The organism is Kitasatospora sp. NPDC048662, from assembly GCF_055587065.1.
The window spans coordinates 930,811-952,557 of sequence record NZ_JBVJHA010000001.1; the positions used below are offsets into that span (position 1 = coordinate 930,811).

Consider the following 21,747-nt stretch of genomic DNA (forward strand, 5'->3'; position numbering starts at 1 on the left):
CGCCCGGAAGTGGACGAGTGGGCAACCTCCCGGCACTCTCAGCGGTCGTACCAGGGTGCCGGGAGTGGGCACAATTGACCTTGCAGCACGGACGTCCACTCCGGCAGCGGCTCGTCGACCGTCCCGGCTTGGCCCGGGACGACACAAGGGGAGGCAGGACCACGGTGGCTGACGGCACCAAGGCGATCGTCGACACGTCCGAGACGGACGGGGCGGCGACCGAGGCCGCGCCCGGAACCTCGCAGCGCGACACCGGATCCGACCGCGGCCGCGCCGCGAAAGGCTCCGCCGACGGCGCGGTGAAGAGCACCGCGACCGGCTCCCCGAAGAGCACCCCCCAGGACGCGCCGAAGGCCGGCTCGAAGGGCTCGGCGAAGCCCCGGGTGAAGGACACCCCGACCACCCCGCTGCGGCCCACCCCTGCCGCGCCCGCCGACGAGGCCGGAAGCGACGACCCGCAGCAGCCGCTCGCCGAGGCCACCGCCCCGCTCTCCGCACAGGAGATCGACGCCGAGCTGGCCGCCCAGGGCGCCGCCCGCGCCGAGCGCCCCTCCCGCAGCCGCGGCGTGCGCCGCCCGCTGCCCCCGATCGAGCCGTCCGAGCCCGCCCCGGCCACCAGCACCGAGACCCTGGACGCCGACACGGCCACCCTGCCCACCGTGCTGCCCGCCCCGCCGCGGCACAGCGGCGACAAGATCGGCGGCCGCTACCGGCTGGAGGAGTGCATCTCCGAGTCGGACACCTTCACCAGCTGGCGCGCCGTCGACGAGAAGCTCCGCCGCGCCGTCGGCGTGCACCTGCTCTCGGCCGGCCACCGCCGCGCCAAGTCGGTGCTCACCGCCGCCCGCAGCGCCGCCCTGCTCGGCGACCCGCGCTTCGTCCAGGTGCTGGACGCGGTGCAGGAGGGCGAGCTGGTGTACGTGGTCCGCGAGTGGCTGCCCGGCGCCCGCGACCTGGCCGAGCTGCTGGCGGACGGCCCGCTGGAGCCGTACGACGCCTACCAGATGGTCCGCCAGGTCACCGACGCCATCGCCGCCGCCCACCAGCGCGGCCAGGCCCACCTGCGGCTCACCCCGAAGTGCGTGCTGCGCACCGACGGCGGCCAGTACCGGATCAACGGCATCGCGGTGGACGCCGCCCTGCGCGGACTGCCCACCGAGAACGCCGAACTGACCGACGTCCGTGCGATCGGCGCACTGCTGTACGCCTCGCTCACCCACCGCTGGCCCTACCCGGAGGACCGCTACGACCTCCAAGGGCTCCCCAAGGACCTCGGCTGCGTGCCCCCGGACCAGGTCCGGGCCGGCGTCCACAAGGGCCTGGCGGAGCTCGCCGCGCGGATCCTGTGCGAGCAGCCGCCGCACCACAAGGCGCCGATCACCACCCCCGCCGAACTGGCCGCGGCGATCGCCGAGCTGCCGAAGATCCGCCCGCCGGAGCAGCCCGCCCCGCCCACGCTGCGCGCCCTGCCCACCGCCCGGCCGCGCTACTCCCCCGCCGCGCCCACCCAGGCGATCCCCACCACCGCACCCGCTCCCGCGCCGGCCCCGGTCGCCCCCCGCCCCGCCCCGCGCCGCCGCAGCGCCCTGCGCCGGGTGCTCAAGTGGACCGCCTCGCTGGTGGCTCTGTCCGCCGTCACGGTCGGCTCCTGGCAGGCAGTGGATTACGTCAACAAGCACGACAAGGGCACCACCAACCACAGCTCGCCCGCCCCCACCCCGTCCGGCAGCGCCCCCGCCGTCACCGGCGAGAAGCTCGCCATCACATCGGTCTCCCCGTTCAACGCGTACGGCGACACCAAGGACGAGCACCCCAGCGAGATCCCGAACGCCACCGACGGCAACCCGGCGACCACCTGGACCACCCAGCGCTACAACGACCAGTTCGGCGACTGGCGGCCCGGCACCGGCCTGCTGATCGACCTCGGCTCGGCCCGCGCCGTCGGCTCGGTGGACGTCCAGCTCATCGGCTCCACCAAGGTCGAACTGCGGGCCGCCCCGACCGGCGCCACCACCGCGCCGACCCCCGACGACAACGGCTTCAAGAGCCTCACCTCGATCGCCACCGGCTCCGGCACCAAGGTCACCCTGAAGCCCACCGCCCCGGTCAGCACCCGGTACCTGCTGGTCTGGCTCACCAACCTGCCCACCGGCGACGACGGCGGCTACCGCGGCAAGATCGCCGAGATCCAGGTCAACGGATAGCCCCCAACGGGCGGCCGGAACCCCGGCGCCTCTTGATCCGCTCCGCCGGATCCCCAACGATGGTGACCCACGGCCGCCGGAGCGGACGGCCGGACCGCGAGGAGGGGGCGGATGGCCGAGGAGCCCACCGACGCCGAACTGCTCGCCCGGCACACGGCGGGCGATCCGGACGCCTTCGGGCTACTGGTGCACCGCCACCGCGACCGGCTGTGGGCCGTCGCGGTGCGCACCCTCGGCGACCGCGAGGAGGCCGCGGACGCGCTCCAGGACGCCCTGGTCTCCGCGTTCCGGGCCGCCGCCGGCTTCCAGGGCCGCTCGGCGGTCACCACCTGGCTGCACCGGATCGTGGTGAACGCCTGCCTGGACCGCGCCCGCCGCGGCGCCGTCCGCCGGGCCGAGTCGCTCGACCAGCACCCGGGCGGCCCGCCGGAGGCCGCGCTCGGCACCAGCGAGGGCGCGGAGAGCCACGCGGTGCGCGCCGAAACCCGGCGCGAGGTGGCCGACGCCCTGGCCGGGCTGCCCGCCGACCAACGGGCCGCCCTGGTACTCGTCGACATGCAGGGCTACCCGGTCGCCGAGGCCGCCGCGGTGCTCGGCGTCCCGGTCGGCACCGTCAAGAGCCGCTGCGCCCGCGGCCGGGCCAGGCTGCTGCCGCTGCTGCGCCACCTCGGGCCGGGCGGTGTTCCACGTGAAACCGAGGTTCCAGGTGGCACCGGCGCCGCCCGTGTTCCACGTGAAACCGACGCCGCCCGCATGCCGCGGGAGAACGATCCGGCCGGTGTTCCACGTGGAACACCGCCCGCGCCCCGGGCCGGGAACCCGAACCGGCCCACACCCGTCCCACCCACGGATCCCGCCACCGCGCTGGAAGGAGATGCGACCCCGCGATGACGCCGCACCCGCCTTCCGAGCACCCCGACCTGGACGCGCTGGCCGACCTGGCCGAGGAGTTGCTCCCGCCCGAGCAGGCCGAACCGCTCCACCAGCACCTGGCCGGCTGCCCGTCCTGCGCCGAGGACTACGCCGCGCTCCGCGGCCTCCCGGAGCTGCTGGCGGACACCCCCGCCCCGCCGATGCCGCAGGAGGTCGCCGACCGGCTGACGGCGGCGCTGGCCGCCGAATCCGCCGCTCGCGCCGAAACCCGTGCCGAGACCCGTGCCGAGACCCGCGCCGAAACCTGTGCCGAGGCTCGTCCGGAGCGCCCCGCTGCGGCCCCGTCCGGCCCGCCCCGCACCGGGGGGCCCGCCGGTGCCCCGCGCGCGGCGAGCGGTCCGGGACGCCCCGCGCGCCGCCGCCGTCGCGCCCTGAGCCTGCTGCTCGCCACCGCCGCCGTGGCCGTCGCGGCCACCGTGGGCGGGGTGCTGCTCAGCCGGAACCCATCGGGCAGCGGCACTCTCACCACCGCCCACGGCAACGCCACGTCCGAACCGAGGACCGCCGACGCCGCGCGCCCCGAGCCGAACGCCGTCGGCGGCTCGGGCCCGGCCTTCACCGCCGAACAGCTCCCGGCCCAGATCCACGAGCTGCTGACCACCAAACCCGCCGGGCACCTCTCCGCGGCCGACCCGGGCAAGGACCCGACAGCCTGCGCCCTGAGCGCCACCGGGCACCCGGACGAGCCGCCGCTGGCCACCGGAACGGGCAGCTACCAGGGCCGGCCGGTGCTGGCCCTGGTGTTCCGCCCGCCCGGCGGCAGCGGGCCGCTGGACGTCTACCTGGCCACCCCGGACTGCCCCCGTTCGACGATCCTGCTGCACAGCACCGTCCCGGCCCCCTGATTCCTCACCGTTCCGCGCCGCCCACTCCCGGACCGGGGGTGGTTGGTCCGGTCGGGCCTGGGAATGCGGGAGACTGGTAAGTCGTTGTCCGGGGCGGCGGAGCGACCGCCCTCCCCCGCGCAAGCGGGACGCCATGCGAACCAGGAGATGCAGTGAGCGACGTCCGTAACGTGATCATCATCGGTTCCGGCCCGTCCGGATACACCGCTGCGCTGTACACCGCGCGTGCCTCCCTCCAGCCTCTGGTCTTCGAGGGCGCGGTCACGGCCGGCGGCGCGCTGATGAACACCACCGAGGTGGAGAACTTCCCGGGCTTCCGCGACGGCATCATGGGTCCCGAGCTGATGGACAACATGCGGGCCCAGGCCGAGCGCTTCGGCGCCGAGCTGGTGCCGGACGACGTGATCGCCGTCGACCTCACGGGCGACATCAAGACCGTCACCGACTCCGAGGGCACCGTGCACCGCGCCCGCGCCGTGATCGTCACCACCGGCTCGCAGCACCGCAAGCTCGGCCTGCCGAACGAGGACAAGCTCTCCGGCCGCGGCGTCTCCTGGTGCGCGACCTGCGACGGCTTCTTCTTCCGCGACCAGGACATCGCGGTGGTCGGCGGCGGCGACACCGCGCTGGAGGAGGCCACCTTCCTGTCCCGCTTCGCCCGCAGCGTCACGGTGGTCCACCGCCGCAACACCCTGCGCGCCTCCAAGGCCATGCAGGAGCGCGCCTTCGCCGACCCGAAGATCACCTTCGCCTGGGACAGCGCGGTCGAGGAGATCCACGGCGACCCGAAGCTGTCCGGTCTGACCCTGCGCGACACCAACACCGGCGACCTGCGCGAGCTGCCCGTCACCGGCCTGTTCATCGCGATCGGCCACGACCCGCGCACCGACCTGTTCAAGGGCCAGCTCGACCTGGACGCCGAGGGCTACCTCAAGGTCGAGGCCCCCTCCACCCGCACCAACATCCCCGGCGTCTTCGCCGCGGGCGACGTGGTCGACCACACCTACCGCCAGGCGATCACCGCCGCCGGTACCGGCTGCTCCGCCGCGCTGGACGCTGAGCGCTACCTCGCCGCGCTGACCGACGCCGAGGCCGAGACCGCCGCCCTCGCGGTCTGACGTCCACCGGGCCGAGCAGCCCCCGGCCGGGGCGGCGACCGTTTCCGCCACGAAACAGAACCGCCCCCGCCGTTGTTATCCCTCTCGCATTTCCCCTCCGACCCCAAGGAGTTCCCGTGGCCGGCGCCACCAAGGAAGTAACCGACGCCACCTTCGCGGCCGAGGTACTCAAGAGCGACAAGCCCGTCCTGGTCGACTTCTGGGCCACCTGGTGCGGCCCGTGCCGCCAGATCGCCCCGGTCCTGGAGGACATCGCGGCCGAGCACGGCGACAAGCTGTCCGTCGTCAAGCTCGACGTGGACGCCAATCAGGAGACCGCTGCGGCCTACAACGTGATCTCCATCCCGACGCTGAACGTCTACAAGGGCGGCGAGCTGGTGAAGACCATCACCGGTGCCCGCCCGAAGGCCGCGCTGCTGCGCGAGCTGGCCGAGTACCTGTAAGTCAGTTCCGGCCGACCGTCGCCGAGGCGGCTCGCACGGGGAATCCTCGTACGGGCCGCCTCGGCGTTTCCGTGCCCTCGGGCAAGGCTTCAGCAGGCTTCCTACGGCTTCGTCAGGAAGCCCCGAGAGCGCGGCGGCCCGCTCCGCGTGGGCGGGCCCAGAGCGGAGAACGCCTCCCTCAGAACGGCCGCAGCGCCGGTTCCTTGCGCCGGCCGCCGAGCAGCCGCTCCAGCGCACCCTCCATGTCGCCCTTCCAGGACAGTGTGGAGCGCGCCTCCAACCGCAACCGCGGATACCGGTGGTGCGGCCGGACGGTCTTGAAGCCGACCGCCCGCAGGTGCTCGGCGGGCAGCACGCAGCTGGGGATCTCGCTGCCCTGCGCACCGAACGCCTCGATCGCCCGGAAGCCGCGCCGGATCAGGTCCTTGGCCACCGCCTGCACCAATACCCGCCCCAGGCCCTGCCCCTGAAACTCCGGCAGCACCCGGGAGACCATCAGCTGTACCGCGTCCGGGGAGATCGGGCTGGTCGGGAACGACTGCCCGCGCGGCACGTACGCGGGCGGAGCGTAGAGCACGAACCCGGCCGGGCGGTCGTCCACGTAGGCGACTCTGCCGCAGGATCCCCAGTCCAGCAGTACGGCGGAGATCCAGCCCTCCTTCTCCAACTCGCCCTTGCCGCCGTCCTGCGCGGCCCGTCCGCTGACCGGATCGAGCTCCCAGAACACGCAGGAGCGGCAGGTGTTCGGCAGCTCCGAGAGGTTGTCCAGTGTCAGCGGAACGACCCTTCGCCCCACGCCCGTACCTCCTCCTCCACGCGGAAACCGGCCCTGGAGTCCAGTCTGCTCCGAGCGACGAAACGGGTGCACGTTTCACGTGAAACATGCACCCGTTGTTCGCCGTTCGCGGTCACCGACCTCAGGACAGCCGCAGCCCCTGCTCGCCCGGCGCGAGGCTGTCCAGGATCCGGTTCAGGTCCTCGACCGAGGCGAACTCCAGCACCACCTTGCCCTTGCCGATCCGGCCGTCGCGCTGCGAGGCCTCGACCTTGACCCGGGTCTCGAAGCGGTCCGAGAGCCGGTCCGACAGCTCGGTGAAGGCCGGTGAAACCGTCCGGCCCGCCCGCGGGCCGGCCTTCTTCGCCTTCGGGGTCTCCCCGGCCATCAGCCCGGCGATCTCCTCGGTGGCCCGCACCGTCAGCAGCTCGGCCACCACCCGCTCGGCCAGCAGCTCCTGGCCCGCACCGTCCGGCACCATCAGGATCGCCTTCGCGTGCCCGGCGCTGACCGTCCCGGCCGCGACCTTCAGCTGCACCGGGACCGGCAGCTTCATCAGTCGCAGCGTGTTGGAGACGTGCGAACGGGACTTGCCGACCCGAGCCGCCAACTGGTCGTGCGTGCAGGCGAAGTCGCGCAGCAGCTGGTCGTACGCGGCGGCCTCCTCCAGCGCGTTCAGCTCGGCCCGGTGCAGGTTCTCCAGCAGCGCGTCCAGCAGCAGCTTGTCGTCCCCGGTGGCCCGGACGATCGCCGGAATCACCGCCAGACCGGCCTCCCGGGAGGCCCGCCAGCGGCGCTCACCCATGATCAGTTCATAGCGCTCCGGGCCGGTCTGACGGACCACCACGGGCTGCAGCAGGCCGACCTCCTTGATCGAGGCGACCAGTTCGGCGAGCTTCTCCTCGTCGAACACCTCGCGCGGCTGGCGCGGGTTGGGACTGATCGAGTCCAGCGGAAGCTCCGCGAAGCGGGCGCCGTCCACGGGCGTCAGCGCCGCTTCCAGGACGCTGCGGCGCTTGTCTCCGGCCAGCTCCCGCAGACTCTCCGCGGCCGCCTTGGCGGCCACCGTGCCGCGATCGGTGGGAACCACCGGCGCCGGCGGGTCGGCCGGTGCGGCCGCTCCCCCGGCCGCCGGCTGGGTCGCCGGGATCAGCGCTCCCAGACCCCTGCCCAGACCCCTGCGCGTGCCACTCACCGCTTGCCCTCCATCGAACTGTGCTGTGCCGTCGACGCGGACGACTCCGCGCCGTTGCGGGGCGGAACGACCTCCACACCCGCCCGGTGGCGCCCCACCGTCGTCTTCGCGACCTCGGCCCGCAGCGCCAGCTCGCGTCCCGCCTCCAGGTAGGAGAGCGCGCCGCTGGAACCGGGGTCGTAGGTGAGCACGGTCTGCCCGTAGCTCGGGGCCTCGGAGATGCGCACCGATCGCGGGATGGCGGTGGCCAGCACCTCCTTCTGGAAGTGCGTCCGCACCTCCTCGGCAACCTGCGCGGCCAGCCTGGTCCGGGCGTCGTACATGGTCAGCAGAATGGTCGACACGTGCAGCAGCGGGTTCAGGTGCGCCCGCACCAGCTCCACGTTCTTCAGCAGCTGCCCCAGGCCCTCCAGCGCGTAGTACTCGCACTGGATCGGGATCAGCACCTCCTGACCGGCCACCAGGGCGTTGACGGTCAGCAGCCCGAGCGAGGGCGGACAGTCGATCAGCACGTAGTCCAGCGGCTGCTCGTAGGCGGCGATGGCCCGCTGCAGCCTGCTCTCCCGCGCCACCAGCGAGACCAGTTCGATCTCCGCGCCGGCCAGGTCGATGGTGGCCGGGCAGCAGAACAGCCCCTCCACGTCCACCACCGGCTGCACCACGTCGGCCAGCGGCTTGCCCTCCACCAGCACGTCGTAGATCGACGGCACCTCGGCGTGGTGGTCGATGCCCAGGGCGGTCGAGGCGTTGCCCTGCGGGTCGAGGTCGATGACCAGCACTCGCAGACCGTGCATGGCGAGCGAGGCGGCCAGGTTGACGGTGGTGGTGGTCTTGCCGACCCCACCCTTCTGGTTGGCGACCACCATGACCCGGGTGGCGGCGGGTCGGGGAAGCCCCTCCCCGGCGTACCCGGTGACCGGGACGACGGCGTGCGCGGCACGTGCGACGGGGGTTTCATCCACCTGATCGACGATCTCCGACTCCTGCATGGGGGCCAGTGTTTCACGTGAAACCGGAGCCGCGACAGTCACTGCCGGGTCCCGTTCACGGGCCCGGTTCAGCTCCTGATCAAGTACGCCGGTCAGCAGGAAGCGACGTTTCACGTGAAACACGATGCCCGGAATGTCGGTGTCCGACGGCCCGACACTCCGGGGCGCCGACAAGCCGACGGGGCGGGTGACCCGATCGCCACCCGCCCCGCAAGTTGAACGCACCCAACCGGCTCAGCGCCGGCCGCGGCCACCGCCACCACGCCGGCCCGCACCCTCGGCGCCCTTGCCGCCGCGACCGGCCCGGGCCGCCTTGGCCCGCCGGGTGGCCGCCTTGACGCCGCCGGGGCTCTCACCGGCCTCCACCCGGACCACCCGGGTCTGGGTCTCCAGCACGCCCTCACCAACGCCGATCACCGACCACTTCACCGCGCCCAGCCGGGTCAGCGCCGCCCGCGAGTCGGTCAGCTCCTGCTCCGCGGTGTCGCCCTTCAGCGCCAGCATCTGCCCGTAGGGCCGCAGCAGCGGCATGCCCCACCCGGCCAGCCGGTCCAGCGGCGCCACCGCACGGGCGGTCACCACGTCCACGGCCAGCTTGCCGATCATCTCCTCGGCCCGGCCGCGCAGCACGGTGACGTTGTCCAGGCCGAGCTCGCGCACCACCTCCTCCAGGAAGGTGGTGCGCCGCAGCAGCGGCTCCAGCAGCGTCACCGAGACGTCCGGCCGGGCCAGCGCCACCGGGATGCCGGGCAGTCCGGCGCCCGAGCCGACGTCGCACAGCGAGACCCCGGTGGGCAGCAGCTCGGCCAGCACCGCGCAGTTGAGCACGTGCCGGTCCCACAGCCGGGGCACCTCGCGCGGGCCGATCAGCCCGCGCTGCACCCCGGCGGTCGCCAGCAGCTCGGTGTAGCGCACGGCCAGTGGCAGCCGATCACCGAAGATCCGTCCCGCTGCCGCCGGCGCTTCGGCCAGCCCCTCCAGCGGCGCCTCGGGCTCCGTGCCGTCCCTGTCCATCTCTGCCTCTCCGCTCACCGTCGAATCCACCCACCCGTCCTGCACTGTTCCACGTGAAACATCAGTCCACCGCAAAGGCAACGACCCCGCCCGCGAGAGGCGGGCGGGGTCGGACGCCGTTCCGACGGCACCACCGGCATCAGGCCGGCAGTACGACCACACAACGCTGGGGCTCCTCGCCCTCCGACTCGCTGCGCAGTCCCGCGGCTGCCACCGCGTCGTGCACCACCTTGCGCTCGAACGGGGTCATCGGCTGCAGCTTGACCTGCTCGCCGGTGCGCTTGACCCGCTCGGCCGCGTCCCCGCCCAGCTCCGCGAGCTCGGCCCGCTTGCGGGCCCGGAAGCCCGCGACGTCCAGCATCAGTCGGCTGCGCTCACCGGTCTCCCGGTGCACGGCCAGCCGGGTCAGCTCCTGGAGCGCCTCCAGCACCTCGCCGTCCTGGCCCACCAGCCGCTGCAGCGTCCGGTCGTCGCCCTCGCCGACGATGGAGACCAGCGCCCGGTCCCCCTCGACGTCCATGTCGATGTCGCCGTCCAGGTCCGCGATGTCCAGCAGACCCTCCAGGTAGTCGGCGGCGATGTCACCCTCGCGTTCCAGACGCGCGAGGGCGCTCTCACCGGCCGGCGCGGTGTCGACGGCGGAGGTGGTGCCATCGGTCACAGGTGGACTCCTTCAGGAATGAGGCCCTCGGATGGGGCCGAGAACGAGGGTCGGGACTACTTCTTCTTCGGCCGCTGGGCCTGGCCGCCGCGCTTCGGCTGCTGGCGCTGACCCTGCCGGTCGGCCGGCTTCGCCCCGCCCGCCTTCGTACCGGACTGCCCGGCCCCGGCCGGCTCGGCGTTCGCCTCGTCGCCCGCCGCGCTCTGTTCCTCCGCGGCGTGTGCCTGGTGGGCCGCCGAAGCCTGCCGCTGAGCCTTGCTCTGCTTGCGCGGCTGCTGCCGGCGCACCTGCACGCTCTCCTCGGCCGCCGCCTGGGCCTGGGCCTCCGCGCTGCCCTTGGAACCGGTCAGCGCGGCCAGCACGCCGCCGGTCTTCTTGACCGAGCCGTCCGGGTTGAGCCGGCCCTGCTTCTTCAGGCGGGCCTGACGCTCGTCCCACGCCTTGCTGCCCGGCGTCGGGTTGTTGCGGATGACGATCAGCTGCTGGCCCATCGACCAGACGTTGGTGGTGAGCCAGTAGACCAGCACACCGACCGGGAAGTTGATGCCCATCACGGCGAACATGACCGGGAAGACGTACATCAGCATCTTCTGCTGCTGCATGAACGGCGTCTTGACCGTCAGGTCCACGTTCTTGGTCATCAGCTGGCGCTGGGTGATGAACTGCGACAGCGACATCAGCACGATCATGACCGCGCAGACGATCTGGACCTGGATGCTGTCCGCACCGACGAACTTCGCCGACAGCGGGGCACCGAAGATGTGCGCCTGCTTGGCACTCTCCAGCAGGCTCTGGTCGATGACGCCGATCGGCTTGTCGTTGGCGACCGAGGCCAGCACACCGTAGAGGGCGGTGAAGAACGGCGCCTGCACGAGGATCGGAAGGCACGAGGAGAACGGGTTGGTACCCGCCTCCTTGTACAGCTTCATCATCTCTTCGGACTGGCGCTGCTTGTCGTTCTTGTAGCGCTCCTGGATGGCCTTCATCTTCGGCTGGATCGCCTGCATGGCCCGGGTCGCCTTGATCTGCTTCACGAAGAGCGGGATCAGGCAGATCCGGATGGCGACCACCATCATCACGATGGACAGGCCCCACGCCAAGCCGCCGTCAGGATCGAAGACGTGGCTGAACAGCGAGTGGAACTGGACGATGATCCAGGACACCGCGTAGTAGAGGGGACTCAGAAAACCGAAGGTCACCGGTCAGACTCCTTGGACATCGGGCTTCGCCACCGGCTCCGGCTCGGCGGTCCCGCTCGTGGGGGTCAGCAGATTGCGCAGTCGGCGGTGCCACACCGGATGCTTTCGCGGCGGAACATGGTCGACCCCACCGGGAGACCAGGGATTGCAGCGCAGAATGCGCCAGACGGTCAGCCCGCCACCCTTGATCGCCCCATGGACGCGCACCGCCTCGTACCCGTAGCGGGAGCACGAGGGGTAGTAACGGCACACCGGGCCGAGCAGTGGACTGATCGTCCACTGGTAGAGCCTGATCAGGCCCATCAGCAGGTACTTCATCGCCCTGTTCCCGTCGGGGCACTGCCGGCCGGATCCGACCTGAGCAGGCGGCGCAACGCCGCGTCCAGGTCGTGCCCGAGTTCGTCGTACGAGGCCGCCGCAGCAGCGGGCAGCGCCCGTACCACTATCAGGCTACCTTCGGGCAACCGGGACAGACGCTCGCGGACCAGGTGACGCAGCCGACGCTTCACCACGTTGCGAACCACGGCCGGTCCCACGGCCTTGCTCACGACGAAACCCGCACGCGCCGAAGGAAGCCCCTCGGCGACGTGCGGGCTGGAGTCGCTGTTCCGGTCGGCGCCCTCCCCGGGTACCACCTCTCTGTGGAGGTGGACCACCAGCAGGGGCCGACCGGCGCGGCGACCGCGTTTCACCGCGGTCGCGAAGTCCTGGCGCCGCCGCAGCCGATTCTCGGTGGGCAGCACTGCAGACCCTTGGCGCGGATCAGGCGGACAGGGCGCTGCGGCCCTTGGCGCGGCGCGACGCCAGGATGGCGCGGCCGGCGCGGGTACGCATACGCAGCCGGAAGCCGTGGGTCTTGGCGCGACGACGGTTGTTCGGCTGGAAGGTGCGCTTGCTCACTCGGGGGCTCCTGGGGTGAATCGTAGGATGACGGGGGGTCGCTTGGCCGTCACCGTGCGTCCGCGCGATCTCCCCTTGCACTGGGAAATCCGGTCCCGGGACCCAGATCTGCTGGACCGGGACCACCACGGCGCCCGTGCTGCGCGCGTCATGGAAGCGGGCGGACCCGCGGACATGCGGCAGCGGCCATCGACAACTCGACCTGGTTACGGTACGCGGCGGCGGGTCGGAGGGTCAAACCAGGTGGGTGTCGGCCCGTTGCCCACAGCCTGTGGACAACGACTTGAATCAGCTCTGCGCGCTGACTACCGTTGCAGGACTTGTCTCTTTTGTTCTGTGCTCGTGGCCGCCTCCGCGCCGCGCCACCCGAATCACTCCCGACCTTGACTGACTGCCCCTGCCCGGGGAACGAGAAAGCGTGTACCAGTGGCTGATGTCAACAGCGATCTCGTCCTGATGTGGTCGAGGGTCGTCGAGCGACTGGTGAGCGACAGCAATGTCGTGGAGAAGGACAAGCAGTGGATCCTCCGCACCCAGCCGATGTGGATGATGCACGACACGGCCCTGCTCGCGGCGCCCAACGAATTCGCCAAGCAGGTGCTGGAGGGCCGGCTGCTGCCGCAGCTGACCGAGGCCATCTCGCAGGAGTTCGGCCGCCAGGTGCGGATCGCCGTGATGGTGGACGCCAACGCCGCCCCGCCCGCCGAACCGGAGGCCGAGTCCGAGCCCGAGCCGGAGAGCGCCGAGCAGTGGCCGCACCCGCGGGCCGAGCAGGGCTACCAGCCCGGCCCCGCCGTCCACCAGCCGCAGCCCGGCGCCTGGCCCGGCCGTCCCGCCGAGGACTACCAGCGCCCCTCGTACCAGCCCGGCTACCCGCCGGCCGAGCCCTACGGGGCGGCGCCGCAGGACCCGTACCGGGAGCAGCCCGACGCGAGCGGCGGCAGCTGGGAGCCGCAGGCGGTGCCCGAGCGGCGCCCCGAGCCGGCCCCGCGGCGGACCAGCCGTCCGGGCCCGGACTCCGCGCAGGGCGACCTGTTCGGCGGCGCGCTGGGCTCCCCGGACGAGGACCGGCCGCGGCACGGCGGCTCCCGGCGCGGCACGCCCCGCCCGTCCGACCGGCCGGCCCCGGTGGAGCGCCGGCCCGCGCCCGGCGTCCCGGCCCCGCCCGGTGCTCCCCCGGCGGGCGGCTCGCGCAAGGACGAGCCGAACGCCCGGCTGAACCCCAAGTACCTGTTCGACACCTTCGTGATCGGCGCCAGCAACCGCTTCGCGCACGCCGCGGCGGTGGCGGTCGCCGAGGCCCCGGCCAAGGCGTACAACCCGCTGTTCATCTACGGCGAGTCCGGTCTCGGCAAGACCCACCTGCTGCACGCCATCGGGCACTACTCGCGCAGCCTGTTCCCGGGCACCCGGGTGCGGTACGTGAGCTCGGAGGAATTCACCAACGAGTTCATCAACTCGATCCGGGACGGCAAGGCGGACGCGTTCCGCAAGCGCTACCGGGACATCGACATCCTGCTGGTCGACGACATTCAGTTCCTGGCCAGCAAGGAGTCGACGCAGGAGGAGTTCTTCCACACCTTCAACACCCTGCACAACGCCAACAAGCAGATCGTGCTCTCCTCGGACCGGCCGCCCAAGCAGCTGATCACGCTGGAGGACCGGCTGCGCAACCGGTTCGAGTGGGGCCTGATCACCGACGTCACCCCGCCGGAGCTGGAGACCCGGATCGCGATCCTGCGCAAGAAGGCGATCCAGGAGCAACTCAACGCTCCCGCCGACGTGTTGGAGTTCATCGCGTCCCGGATCACCCGCAACATCCGGGAGTTGGAGGGCGCGCTGATCCGGGTCACCGCGTTCGCCAACCTGAACCGGGCGCCGGTGGACCTGGAGTTGGCCGGGATCGTCCTGAAGGACCTGATCCCGGGCGGCGACGAGGACGCCGGGCCGGAGATCACCGCGCAGGTGATCATGCAGCAGACCGCCGCGTACTTCGGGCTGGGCGTGGAGGACCTCTGCGGATCCTCGCGCAGCCGGGTGCTGGTGACGGCCCGCCAGATCGCCATGTACCTGTGCCGGGAGCTGACCGACCTGTCGCTGCCGAAGATCGGCGCGCAGTTCGGCGGCCGGGACCACACCACGGTGATGCACGCGGACCGGAAGATCCGCTCGCTGATGGCCGAGCGGCGGTCCATCTACAACCAGGTCACCGAGCTGACCAACCGCATCAAGAGCTAGCGGCAGCACGGTAGTTGACGCAGGTCGAAGGGGAGTCGGGCCGAGTCGGCCGGGCTCCCCTTCGGCATGCCCGCCACGGGCCGGCGGCGGGCCCACAACGGCCTGCGGCGGGCCCACAACGGGCCTGTGGCGGGCCGCCCGGGCGAATCCCGGCGATCGGTGGGTGTGGAACGGCCGGTGGCGGGGCAGGAATCGGGTCAGCGGCCCGGGCGGCCGATCCGCCGCCCACCCGAACATCTGCTCAGCAAATCGAACGGTTCGGGTGCGTACTGGAGTTGTCCACAGGAACGGGTGGGATTTCCCCGTCCACAGGCTCCACCGGCCCGAGTTATCCAGAGGTTCCTCCACAGGCGGATCGCCGCTACGCTCTTCGGCGCAGGTCAGACCCCTGTGGACTTGTGCACAACAGTTATCCACAGCCTGTGGAGAACTGAGGAGCCGTCAGGATGACCTCAGGGTCGTCCACAGGCCGTCCACAGGAGCAGGGGAGTTATCCCCAGGTTTTCCACAGCGGCGTCCACAGTTCGACAACATCAACTCCCTTGTCAGGCCTGGGTGTGAAAGGCGTCACGTGATGTTGATCGGAGCCCGTGGATAACTCCGGCAATTTCTGTGGATGAACCTGGGGATAACCTGTGGATACTCACAGTGCCCTGTGGATTACGCTCCGCTGTCCACAGCAGGCCTAGGTTGTCCACAGTCCGCATCCACAAGACCTGTGGACAAAAAACCGGGTCTGACCTGCGAAAACGGGGTTATCCACGGTATCCACAGGCCCTACTACTACTGCTACACCTAGAGACCTCGCGACTTGATCAACAGTGGGGGTGGCCCGAATCTGTGGACAACCGCGCCCCGACATCTGTTCGGCTCGCTTCCGCCCATCTGCCCCGACTGTCGGCCGAGTACGTCAGACTGTCCTTCGGCACCTGGAAGCCGAGCGGAGCGAGTCCGGTCGGCGGGGAGCCGGAAGACGATCAACAGCGCCGGTCGGCGATACGGGCCGAGGGCGCGGCGACAGCAGCCAGGAGGCGGTTACCGGTGAAGTTCCGGGTGGAGCGTGATGTCCTCGCGGAGGCGGTGGCCTGGGCCGCCCGCAGCCTCCCCGCGCGGCCGCCGGTGCCGGTGCTGGCCGGCCTGCTGCTGACCGCGCAGGACGGCACGCTGGCGCTGTCCGGCTTCGACTACGAGGTTTCGGCCCGGGTCGAGCTGGAGGCGGACGTCGAGGAGGCCGGCACCGTCCTGGTCTCCGGTCGCCTGCTCAACGACATCTCGCGCAACCTGCCGAACCGCCCGGTGGAGATCTCCACCGACGGTATGCGGGTCAGCGTGGTCTGCGGCAGCTCCCGGTTCACCCTGCCGACCCTGCCGGTCGACGAGTACCCGGCGCTGCCGCAGATGCCGACCGCCACCGGCACCGTCCCGGGCGACGTGTTCGCCTCGGCGGTCAGCCAGGCCGCGGTCGCCGCCGGCCGCGACGACACCCTCCCGGTGCTGACCGGCGTCCGGGTCGAGATCAACGGCAGCGGGATCACCCTGGCCGCCACCGACCGCTACCGGTTCGCCGTCCGCGAGCTGCTGTGGAAGCCCGAGCAGGACGACATCAACGCCGTCGCGCTCGTCCCGGCCAAGACCCTGCAGGACATCGCCAAGTCGCTGGGCAGCGGCGACCAGGTGTCGATCGCGCTGTCCACCGGCGGTGCCGGCGAGGGCCTGATCGGCTTCGAGGGCGCCGGCCGGCGGACCACCACCCGCCTGCTGGAGGGCGAGTTCCCGAAGTTCCGGTCGATCTTCCCGACCGAGTTCTCGGCCGTCGCCGCGGTGCAGACCCAGCCGTTCCTGGAGGCGCTCAAGCGCGTCTCGCTGGTGGCCGAGCGCAACACCCCGGTCCGGCTGAACTTCGAGCAGGGCGTGCTCACCCTGGAGGCCGGCTCGGGCGACGACGCCCAGGCCTCCGAGCGGGTCGAGGCGGATCTTGAGGGCGACGACATCTCGATCGCGTTCAACCCCGGCTACCTGGAGGAGGGGCTCAAGGCGATCGACGCCGCGTACGCGCAGCTGAGCTTCACCACCCCGACCAAGCCGGCCCTGCTCACCGGCAAGCCCTCGGTGGACGCGGAGCCGGACGAGGCCTACCAGTACCTGATCATGCCGGTCCGCCTCTCCGGCTGACCAAGTCTCCAGGCACCAGGGGCGCGAGGGCCATCGGCCTCCGCGCCCCTGTGGCTGCCCGGACCTCCCCGACCAGCGGCGTAGGCTCGGGGAGCGCGGCAACGGCGCCGCCGTCAGGCACGACACCACAGTGAAGGACTTGTCATGGAGCTCGGCCTCATCGGTCTCGGCAAGATGGGCGGCAACATGCGCGAGCGCATCCGCCGCGCCGGCCACACCGTCATCGGCTACGACCGCAACCCCGACCTCGCCGACGTCGACAGCGTGGAGCAGCTGGTCGCCAAGCTGGAGGGCCCCCGCGTGGTGTGGGTGATGGTCCCGGCCGGCGGCCCCACCCAGGAGACCGTCGAGCACCTGGCCGAGCTGCTCTCCCCCGGTGACGTGGTGGTGGACGGCGGCAACTCCCGCTGGACCGACGACATCCAGCACGCCGAGCTGCTGGCCGCCAAGGGCATCGGCTTTGTCGACTGCGGTGTCTCCGGCGGCGTCTGGGGCCTGGAGAACGGCTACGCGCTGATGTACGGCGGCAACGCCGAGCACGTCGCGAAGGTCCAGCCGATCTTCGACGCGCTCAAGCCCGAGGGCGAGTTCGGCTCGGTGCACGCCGGCAAGGTCGGCGCCGGCCACTTCGCCAAGATGGTCCACAACGGCATCGAGTACGCGATGATGCAGGCCTTCGCCGAGGGCTGGGAGCTGCTGGAGGCGGCCCCCGAGGTCACCGACGTGCGCGAGGTGTTCCGCAGCTGGCAGGAGGGCACCGTCATCCGCTCCTGGCTGCTCGACCTGGCGGTCCGGGCGCTGGACGACGACGAGCACCTGGCCAAGCTCAAGGGCTGGGCCGCGGACTCCGGCGAGGGCCGCTGGACGGTCGAGGCCGCAATCGACCACGCGGTGCCGCTGCCGGCGATCACCGCCTCGCTGTTCGCCCGCTTCGCCTCCCGCCAGGAGGACTCGCCGCAGATGAAGATGATCGCCGCGCTGCGCAACCAGTTCGGCGGCCACGCGGTCGAGTCCAAGTAAGTACCCACGGCCAGAAGGCGAGCGCAGTCCACCGTCATGCACGTCGCGCACCTGTCGCTCGCCGACTTCCGTTCCTACGCCCGGGTCGAGGTTCCGCTCGACCCGGGCGTCACCGCGTTCGTGGGGCCCAACGGGCAGGGCAAGACCAACCTGGTCGAGGCGATCGGCTACCTCGCCACCCTGGGCAGCCACCGGGTGGCCTCCGACGCCCCGCTGGTGCGCCTCGGCGCCGAGCGCGCGGTGGTCCGGGCCAGCGTGGTCGCCCAGGGCGGCCGGACCACCCTGGTGGAGCTGGAGATCACCCCCGGCAAGGCCAACCGGGCCCGGCTGAACCGTTCCGACAAGGTCCGCCCGCGCGATGTGCTGGGCGTGCTGCGCACCGTGCTGTTCGCCCCCGAGGACCTCACCCTGGTCAAGGGCGACCCGGGCGAGCGCCGGCGCTTCCTGGACGAGCTGCTGACCGCCCGGGCGCCCCGGCTGGCCGGGGTGCGCTCCGACTACGAGCGGGTGCTCAAGCAGCGCAACGCCCTGCTGAAGACCGCCGCGACGGCCCGCCGGGCGGGCAGCGGCCGGGCCGCCGACCTGGCCACCCTGGAGGTCTGGGACGGCCACCTGGCCCGCACCGGGGCCGAACTGACCGCCTTCCGGATCCAGCTGGTGGCGGCCCTGCAGCCGCTGGTCGCCGAGGCCTACCGTCAGCTGGCCCCCGGCGGCGGGGAGACCGTGCTGGAGTACCGCTCCTCCTTCGAGGGCGAGCTGCCCACCAGCCGCGAACAGGCCGAGCAGCAACTGCTGGCCGCCCTGCAGGCGGCCCGGGCGCAGGAGGTCGCGCGCGGCCTGACCCTGGTCGGCCCGCACCGCGACGAACTGCTGCTGCGGCTCGGCCCGCTGCCCGCCAAGGGCTACGCCAGCCACGGCGAGTCCTGGTCGTACGCGCTGGCCCTGCGGCTCGCCTCCTACGAGCTGCTGCGCTCCGAGGGCGGGGAGCCGGTGCTGATCCTGGACGACGTGTTCGCCGAACTGGACGCCCGCCGCCGCGACCGGCTGGCCGAGCTGGTGGCCGGCGGCGAGCAGGTGCTGGTCACCGCGGCGGTCGCGGAGGACGTCCCGAAGGCGCTCAGCGGTGCCCGGTACGCCGTCTCGGACGGCACCGTGACCCGGCTCACGCCGTGAACCCCGGCGAGCCCGTACCCTGGACCGCTCGTCGGTGCAGTTATCCACAGCCTGGGGATGGAGCGTGATGTCGGAGGGCTCGGAGCTTTCGGGTGTGGACCTGGCCCGGGTGGCGTTGCGCGCCGCCAAGGAGCAGGCCCGGCAGCGCGGCGAGCAGGTCCGCGAGCGCCGCGAGGCCAAGCGGACCGGGCTGCGCAGCGGGGCCCGCGCGGACGGCCGCGACCCGGTGCCGCTGGGCGCCGCGCTGAACCGTCTGATCACCGAGCGGGGCTGGGAGGCGCCGGCCGCGGTGGGCGGAGTGATGGGCCGCTGGTCGCAGATCGTGGGGCCGGACATCGCTGCGCACTGTGAACCCAAGTCGTACGCGGAGGCCGAGGCGGTGCTCACCGTGCAGTGCGACTCCACCGCATGGGCCACTCAACTCCGGCTGCTGGCACGCCAGTTGGTGGCCCGGCTGAATCACGAGCTGGGGCACGGCACGGTCCGGGTGATCAAGGTGCTGGGGCCGGACGCCCCGGTGCGCGGTTACGGGCGGTTGCGGGCGCCCGGCAGCAAGGGCCCCGGGGACACCTGGGGCTGAGCCCGGCGGAGCGGATCGGGGCCCTCCGGAATCGCTGACGGCCCGTCCAGGCGCTCTGAGCCCCCCTGCCAAGTATCGGGACTCGTCCCGAGGGGATTCAGGGCGGCACATCTGCCCTCAGGGGCTGCCAAACGCCCCTCTCTGTCAGTCGTACCGGTAGACTGAAGCGCAAACACCGTTGCGTGGAGCAACAGAGTCGAAACGCCGTGGTCGCACACCTGCCCGGGCAAGCGGGAAGGGGCGCGGCCCCGCTGTGCCAGAGAGGGCGCTTCGTGGCCGATTCCGGCAACCCCAGCCAGACCCCAGACCCGTCCGACAACAAGGCGTACGACGCCAGCGCGATCCAGGTGCTGGAGGGCCTCGACGCCGTCCGCAAGCGCCCCGGCATGTACATCGGTTCGACCGGTGAGCGCGGCCTGCACCACCTGGTCTACGAGATCGTCGACAACTCGGTCGACGAGGCGCTGGCCGGCCACGCCGACACCATCGACGTGACGATCCTGTCCGACGGCGGCGTGCGGGTGGTGGACAACGGCCGAGGCATCCCGGTCGGCATCATGCCCGGCCAGGACAAGCCCGCCGTCGAGGTGGTCCTCACCGTGCTGCACGCGGGCGGCAAGTTCGGCGGCGGCGGCTACGCGGTCTCCGGCGGTCTGCACGGCGTCGGCATCTCCGTGGTGAACGCGCTCTCCAACCGCCTCGCGGTGGACATCCTCACCGACGGCGCCCGCTGGACCCAGGAGTACAAGGCCGGTGCCCCGACCGCCCCGCTGGCCAAGCACGAGGCCACCGAGGAGACCGGCACCACCGTCACCTTCTGGGCCGACCCGGACATCTTCGAGACCACCGTCTACTCCTTCGAGACGCTCTCCCGCCGCTTCCAGGAGATGGCCTTCCTCAACAAGGGCCTGACCATCTCGCTGACCGACGAGCGCGCCGAGCACGCCGACGAGGAGGGCAAGCCGCTCGCCGTCACGTACAAGTACGACGGCGGCATCGCCGACTTCGTCGCGCACCTCAACTCCCGCAAGGGCGAGGTGATCCACCCCTCGGTGATCGACTTCGAGGCGGAGGACAAGGACAAGCGGATCTCCGCCGAGATCGCGATGCAGTGGAACTCCTCCTACACGGAGGGCGTGTACTCGTTCGCGAACACCATCCACACCCACGGCGGCGGCACCCACGAGGAGGGCTTCCGCGCCGCGCTGACCGGTCTGATGAACCGTTACGCGCGCGACAAGAAGCTGCTCCGCGACAAGGACGACAACCTCTCCGGCGAGGACATCCGCGAGGGCCTGACCGCGATCATCTCGGTCAAGCTCGGCGAGCCGCAGTTCGAGGGCCAGACCAAGGACAAGCTCGGCAACACCGAGGCCAAGACCTTCGTGCAGAAGGTGGTCAACGAGCACCTGGCCGACTGGCTGGACCGCAACCCCAACGAGGCCGCGGACATCGTCCGCAAGTCCATCCAGGCCGCCAGCGCCCGGGTCGCCGCCCGCAAGGCCCGCGACCTGACCCGCCGCAAGGGCCTGCTGGAGTCCGCCTCGCTGCCCGGCAAGCTCTCGGACTGCCAGTCCAAGGACCCGGCCGAGTGCGAGATCTTCATCGTCGAGGGCGACTCGGCCGGCGGCTCCGCCAAGCAGGGCCGCGACCCGCGCACCCAGGCCATCCTCCCGATCCGCGGCAAGATCCTGAACGTCGAGAAGGCCCGGATCGACAAGGTGCTGCAGAACACCGAGGTCCAGGCGCTGATCTCGGCCTTCGGCTGCGGCATCCAGGAGGACTACGACGCCGAGAAGCTCCGCTATCACAAGATCGTGCTGATGGCCGACGCCGACGTCGACGGACAGCACATCCGCACCCTGCTGCTGACCCTGCTGTTCCGCTTCATGCGCCCGCTGGTCGAGGCCGGGTACGTCTACCTGGCGATGCCCCCGCTGTACAAGATCAAGTGGGGCCGGGACGAGTTCGAGTACGCCTACTCCGACCGCGAGCGCGACGCGCTGATCGCGGCCGGCGTCGAGGCCGGCCGCCGACTCCCCAAGGACGACGCCATCCAGCGCTTCAAGGGCCTCGGCGAGATGAACGCCGAGGAGCTGCGCGTCACCACCATGGACGCCGCCCACCGCCTGCTGCTCCAGGTCACCCTGGAGGACGCCGCCCGCGCCGACGACCTGTTCTCCGTCCTGATGGGCGAGGACGTCGAGGCCCGCCGCTCCTTCATCCAGCGCAACGCGAAGGACGTCCGCTTCCTGGACGTCTGACGTCCGCCAAGGATCGTTGAAAGG

General features: G+C 71.6%; 20 protein-coding genes. 11 read left to right on the plus strand and 9 right to left on the minus strand.

Annotated elements, in window-relative coordinates; translation table 11 throughout:
• Nucleotides 1-164 precede the first annotated feature (164 nt).
• From ACZ6R9_RS04500 to trxA, 5 genes are all read left to right on the plus strand, one after another.
• Nucleotides 165-2,204 carry a protein kinase family protein gene (locus tag ACZ6R9_RS04500; RefSeq protein ID WP_380480263.1) on the plus strand — a complete coding sequence of 680 codons (2,040 nt, stop codon included), beginning with the start codon at nt 165-167 and terminating at the stop codon, nt 2,202-2,204.
• A gap of 111 nt (nt 2,205-2,315) precedes the next feature.
• Complete coding sequence (gene sigM / locus ACZ6R9_RS04505) at nt 2,316-3,095, plus strand: RNA polymerase sigma factor SigM (protein WP_465536488.1); 780 nt, start codon at nt 2,316-2,318, stop codon at nt 3,093-3,095.
• Complete coding sequence (locus tag ACZ6R9_RS04510) at nt 3,092-3,982, plus strand: anti-sigma factor family protein (RefSeq protein WP_465536490.1); 891 nt, start codon at nt 3,092-3,094, stop codon at nt 3,980-3,982. Before sigM ends, ACZ6R9_RS04510 begins: the two co-directional genes overlap by 4 nt.
• A gap of 152 nt (nt 3,983-4,134) precedes the next feature.
• Nucleotides 4,135-5,100, plus strand: coding sequence for a thioredoxin-disulfide reductase (gene trxB / locus ACZ6R9_RS04515; RefSeq protein WP_380480257.1), 966 nt, complete (start codon nt 4,135-4,137; stop codon nt 5,098-5,100).
• A 116-nt stretch (nt 5,101-5,216) separates the two neighbouring features.
• Complete coding sequence (gene trxA / locus ACZ6R9_RS04520) at nt 5,217-5,543, plus strand: thioredoxin (RefSeq protein ID WP_380480255.1); 327 nt, start codon at nt 5,217-5,219, stop codon at nt 5,541-5,543.
• A 178-nt stretch (nt 5,544-5,721) separates the two neighbouring features.
• Here the strand turns inward: trxA and ACZ6R9_RS04525 are convergent, their stop codons facing one another.
• The 9 genes from ACZ6R9_RS04525 to rpmH all read right to left on the minus strand — a co-directional run bounded on the left by ACZ6R9_RS04525 (nt 5,722) and on the right by rpmH (nt 12,276).
• Nucleotides 5,722-6,339, minus strand: a complete 618-nt coding sequence (locus tag ACZ6R9_RS04525; RefSeq protein WP_380480253.1) for a GNAT family N-acetyltransferase — start codon at nt 6,337-6,339, stop codon at nt 5,722-5,724.
• A 121-nt stretch (nt 6,340-6,460) separates the two neighbouring features.
• Complete coding sequence (locus tag ACZ6R9_RS04530; protein WP_380480251.1) at nt 6,461-7,513, minus strand: ParB/RepB/Spo0J family partition protein; 1,053 nt, start codon at nt 7,511-7,513, stop codon at nt 6,461-6,463.
• Nucleotides 7,510-8,475: a ParA family protein gene (locus tag ACZ6R9_RS04535; protein ID WP_380480412.1), complete on the minus strand. Its 966-nt coding sequence runs from the start codon at nt 8,473-8,475 to the stop codon at nt 7,510-7,512. The genes ACZ6R9_RS04530 and ACZ6R9_RS04535 overlap by 4 nt, the downstream gene beginning before the upstream one ends.
• 261 nt (nt 8,476-8,736) lie before the next feature.
• Entirely contained in the window at nt 8,737-9,516 is a 780-nt protein-coding gene (gene rsmG, locus ACZ6R9_RS04540) for a 16S rRNA (guanine(527)-N(7))-methyltransferase RsmG (RefSeq protein ID WP_380480410.1), read from the minus strand.
• Nucleotides 9,517-9,655: 139 nt separating this feature from the next.
• Nucleotides 9,656-10,177, minus strand: coding sequence for a Jag family protein (locus ACZ6R9_RS04545; RefSeq protein ID WP_465536492.1), 522 nt, complete (start codon nt 10,175-10,177; stop codon nt 9,656-9,658).
• Nucleotides 10,178-10,233: 56 nt separating this feature from the next.
• Nucleotides 10,234-11,376, minus strand: a complete 1,143-nt coding sequence (gene yidC, locus ACZ6R9_RS04550) for a membrane protein insertase YidC (RefSeq protein WP_465536494.1) — start codon at nt 11,374-11,376, stop codon at nt 10,234-10,236.
• A gap of 3 nt (nt 11,377-11,379) precedes the next feature.
• Nucleotides 11,380-11,694, minus strand: coding sequence for a membrane protein insertion efficiency factor YidD (gene yidD, locus ACZ6R9_RS04555; RefSeq protein WP_035864431.1), 315 nt, complete (start codon nt 11,692-11,694; stop codon nt 11,380-11,382).
• Entirely contained in the window at nt 11,691-12,119 is a 429-nt protein-coding gene (gene rnpA, locus ACZ6R9_RS04560) for a ribonuclease P protein component (RefSeq protein ID WP_380480245.1), read from the minus strand. The genes yidD and rnpA overlap by 4 nt, the downstream gene beginning before the upstream one ends.
• Before the next feature lie 19 nt (nt 12,120-12,138).
• Nucleotides 12,139-12,276 (minus strand): 50S ribosomal protein L34, encoded by a 138-nt coding sequence (gene rpmH, locus ACZ6R9_RS04565; protein WP_043915359.1) that lies wholly within the window; start codon nt 12,274-12,276, stop codon nt 12,139-12,141.
• A 426-nt stretch (nt 12,277-12,702) separates the two neighbouring features.
• On the opposite strand from rpmH, the gene dnaA reads away from it, so the two are divergent.
• From dnaA to gyrB, 6 genes are all read left to right on the plus strand, one after another.
• Nucleotides 12,703-14,514 (plus strand): chromosomal replication initiator protein DnaA, encoded by a 1,812-nt coding sequence (dnaA, locus tag ACZ6R9_RS04570; RefSeq protein ID WP_465536497.1) that lies wholly within the window; start codon nt 12,703-12,705, stop codon nt 14,512-14,514.
• Nucleotides 14,515-15,555: 1,041 nt separating this feature from the next.
• Nucleotides 15,556-16,686 (plus strand): DNA polymerase III subunit beta, encoded by a 1,131-nt coding sequence (dnaN, locus tag ACZ6R9_RS04575; RefSeq protein WP_380480241.1) that lies wholly within the window; start codon nt 15,556-15,558, stop codon nt 16,684-16,686.
• 144 nt (nt 16,687-16,830) lie between these two features.
• Complete coding sequence (gnd, locus tag ACZ6R9_RS04580) at nt 16,831-17,706, plus strand: phosphogluconate dehydrogenase (NAD(+)-dependent, decarboxylating) (protein WP_380480239.1); 876 nt, start codon at nt 16,831-16,833, stop codon at nt 17,704-17,706.
• Between the two features lie 36 nt (nt 17,707-17,742).
• Nucleotides 17,743-18,879: a DNA replication/repair protein RecF gene (gene recF / locus ACZ6R9_RS04585; protein ID WP_380480237.1), complete on the plus strand. Its 1,137-nt coding sequence runs from the start codon at nt 17,743-17,745 to the stop codon at nt 18,877-18,879.
• 67 nt (nt 18,880-18,946) lie between these two features.
• Entirely contained in the window at nt 18,947-19,459 is a 513-nt protein-coding gene (locus ACZ6R9_RS04590; RefSeq protein ID WP_043915363.1) for a DciA family protein, read from the plus strand.
• Nucleotides 19,460-19,731: 272 nt separating this feature from the next.
• A complete protein-coding gene (gyrB, locus tag ACZ6R9_RS04595; protein ID WP_380480235.1) occupies nt 19,732-21,723 on the plus strand; it encodes a DNA topoisomerase (ATP-hydrolyzing) subunit B in 1,992 nt (663 codons plus the stop codon).
• Nucleotides 21,724-21,747: the final 24 nt, after the last annotated feature.